We start from the raw sequence: 3,336 nt of genomic DNA on the forward strand, positions 1-3,336 counted from the left end.
CTGGCAGACTGGTGATTTACTTAATGTTAGGACAGCATGGCTTTCAGAAGGTCCTTTAAAATGCGATATTGCATCTGATTGTATTGAGAAATTATATGATCCGCTGGAAGTAGAAGACATCGGAAACACTTTTTTAGCACTGCCTGGAGTCGGTGCTTGGAGATTAGCAATCCCAATAATGAAAGAAATGGGAGTGGAGCAGGTTAATATCTGTTTCGATGCTGACGCGGTATCGAACCCCCAGGTAAAGAAACATTTGCTTGAATGTGCAAAGGTACTAAAAGAGGAAGGGTTCAGAGCAAACCTAATTCTTTGGAATGAAGAAGATGGAAAAGGAATCGATGATTTGATGATTCAGAACAAAAGACCACATATAAAAACACTTTTTTGATGTAGGTTTTCAAAATTAATTGGAAATTTGTCAAGATTCTTTGGAAAAATTGTCAAAATTCTTTGGAAAGCTGGTTAGTCCTTTGAGATAATTATCTCGAAGGACTTTTTAATTTCCAAGTTTGTGAAGCATTACACTTACACTAACGGGGCAGCGCGACAAGTTTTGTCATAAGCGCAAATGTGTGAAACGACAAGGGATTTCTATGAAAATCCTAACTTTATAACCGAGGATAGGAATGATAAAACCACGTATTTTGAAACTATCCCATTGATACTCCTGCATGCGTCATAATAGACAGATTATGGGGTTTGGAGCACAGGTGAAGTCGGCAGAACAAAGGCTGAAGCCATTCCCTCAGGAATAGGTATGCTAATGGATATGCCGGATGGCTGAAAAACTAGATATGGTGAGAATTTTCTTGTGAAAAAGAACAGACGAACTTCCGGAAGTACAGGTCTAGAGTTATGAGCAATAGGAAACTATTGTCCCATCTGACGATGGGGTGAGTGATGTGGAGTAAAAATTGCCCCTCTGAAACATGTTATACCGAACAATGGCGGTATCCAGCTCACAGGCCTACAGGAAGCACCTAAGTTTAGAACTGATAGCTAGGTTATAAGGTACTTGGAAAGTAAGGGACGTTGCTCGAAGGGCTGTCACCCGAAACGGTTGCTATAAGTAAAACTACGAAATGCATTTGTCCTTATGAGGGTAGGGGTACGACTAGTGAAGCCTCTGTAATGGAGATGGAGGAACAGCCCCAAGTCTAGTGATAGTTAATAATTATTTTTCAAACGTGCATTGCACCGGTCGGGTAAGAATGTGGGAACATCACTTCATTAAGGAATGATGCCACAGTGCAAACTCTACGATACTGGGATTATTACAACATGACCGACACCTTTACAGACTTACATCAACGAGCCGAAAATAAAGAAAAATTCCATTATCTATACGACATCATCACGTCGAGGAACAACATCTTATTAGCGTATCGCACAATCAAGTCAAATAAAGGGTCGAAGACACCAGGTACAGATGGGAAAACCATCTTGGACATTGAAAATCTGACTGAGAACGAGTTAATTGAAAAAATACAAAAACAGCTCAAGAATTATCGCCCGAAGAAAGTAAGACGGAAACTAATAGAAAAAGATAATGGCAAAATGCGACCTCTAGGCATTCCTTGTATACTCGATAGGATAATTCAACAATGTTTTAAACAAGTGCTGGAGCCAATTGCGGAAGCTCACTTTTACAATCATAATTACGGATTCAGACCTTTACGGTCTACTCACCATGCTATGGCAAGAGTTCAATTTCTCGTTAACCATTCAAAACTCCATTACGTTGTAGATATTGACATTAAAGGTTTTTTTGACAATATCAATCATACGTTGCTGGTCAAACAACTATGGAATTTAGGCGTTAGAGACAGACAAGTAATTGCTTGTATATCTAAAATGTTGAAAGCGGAGATAGATGGTGAAGGAATCCCGACAAAAGGATCGCCGCAAGGCGGCTTACTTTCACCGTTACTTTCGAACATTGTGCTAAATGAATTGGATCTATGGGTGGCGAATCAATGGGAACTATTCCCCCTTCACAAATCATTTAAGACTAGGGAAGGTGAACTTCTCGCTAAAAAGCGCACTCGCCTAAAAGAAGGTTATTTAGTCCGATATGCTGATGACTTCAAAATACTCTGTAGAGATTATAAAACGGGCGAGAGATGGTATCACGCAGTAAAGCTTTTTCTAAAAGAACGTCTAAAACTTGATATCTCACCAGAAAAATCAAAGATTATTAACCTACGTAAACATGAATCTGTTTTCCTTGGCTTCACCATACGTGCAAACCGTAAAGGTAAAAAACGAGTAGCTCACACTTTTGTTCGAGCTGAGAAAATACAGAAAATAAAGGCTGAAGCGAAGAAACGAATCGAATTACTCCGTTCCTCACCAACAGCCCAGAATGCTTTACGTTTTAATAGTTTTGTCTTAGGGTTGCATAACTACTTTAATAGAGCAACACACGTCAACTTAGCGTTCTCACGTCTTGCTTACGAAATACGTGCAATGATGTATAACCGTCTTAAGCCTGTCGGGAAATATGCACATCCAACAAATCCGCCTCCAACCTATAAGAAATTTTATAGCGTTGGATTCAAGACTTATGAAATTGCTGGTATTCATCTTTTTCCTCTCGCGAACGTTCAGACCAAAAACGTTATTAGTTTCACACAGAGTCTAACCCCCTTCACGGTAGATGGCCGTTCGAGGATTTATAAGAATTTGCATAAGAATATTAGGCAAGAATTAGCCTTTTTGATGGAATCAAACATCCCGTCACGCAGTGTTGAATATATGGATAATAGGATTAGCCGTTACAGTATGAAAAATGGAAACTGTGAAATCACAGGTTCATTTCTCCAAGCACATAATGTGCACTGTCATCACTATATTCCTTTACAACTTGGTGGTAGCGACAAGTTTAACAACCTTCGTATCCTCCATAAAGATGTACATAAAATTATCCATATGACAGATACAGTTAAGATGAATACACTCATGAAAAATTTGGGCATCACAGAACCGATGCTGCAGAAAATTAATAAATATCGGGAAAAATGTGAATTAGAATATGTCAAATAACCCAAGTCAACAAGAGTAACTTGAAACTTATAATTAACAAGACCATCGCTAGATGGACCGCGGAATGCTTGGAAACTGGCACGTTCCGTGCGGAGCAGGGGAAAAGCCGGAGATTACTTCAAACGCTTACCTATTGCTAACGTAATGTTGTGCGAAATGTTTCTGGCTTAAATTGAGATTGGCCACAATACTCAGGTAAAGGTCAGACAGTTCCTGTCGGAACTGAAGGATTATATCGAAGAATCAAATGATGGGGTAACGCCCTGAAGGGTTCTCTCTTAGTCGAAT

At 39.4% G+C, this 3,336-nt stretch carries 2 protein-coding genes; both read left to right on the top strand.

Features of this window, described 5'->3' with window-relative positions:
• A partial coding sequence (locus ACSVDD_RS29810; protein WP_510167021.1) for a DUF3854 domain-containing protein occupies positions 1–391 on the top strand: 391 nt, incomplete at its 5' end.
• Positions 392–1,284: 893 nt separating this feature from the next.
• Positions 1,285–3,048 (top strand): group II intron reverse transcriptase/maturase, encoded by a 1,764-nt coding sequence (gene ltrA / locus ACSVDD_RS29815; protein WP_510167022.1) that lies wholly within the window; start codon positions 1,285–1,287, stop codon positions 3,046–3,048.
• Positions 3,049–3,336: the final 288 nt, after the last annotated feature.

Source organism: Azospirillum terrae (assembly GCF_053470425.1).

Coding starts and splice junctions, on each gene's coding strand:
- ltrA (WP_510167022.1), top strand. CDS start 1,285: ATGACCGACACCTTTACAGACTTACATCAACGAGCCGAAAATAAAGAA.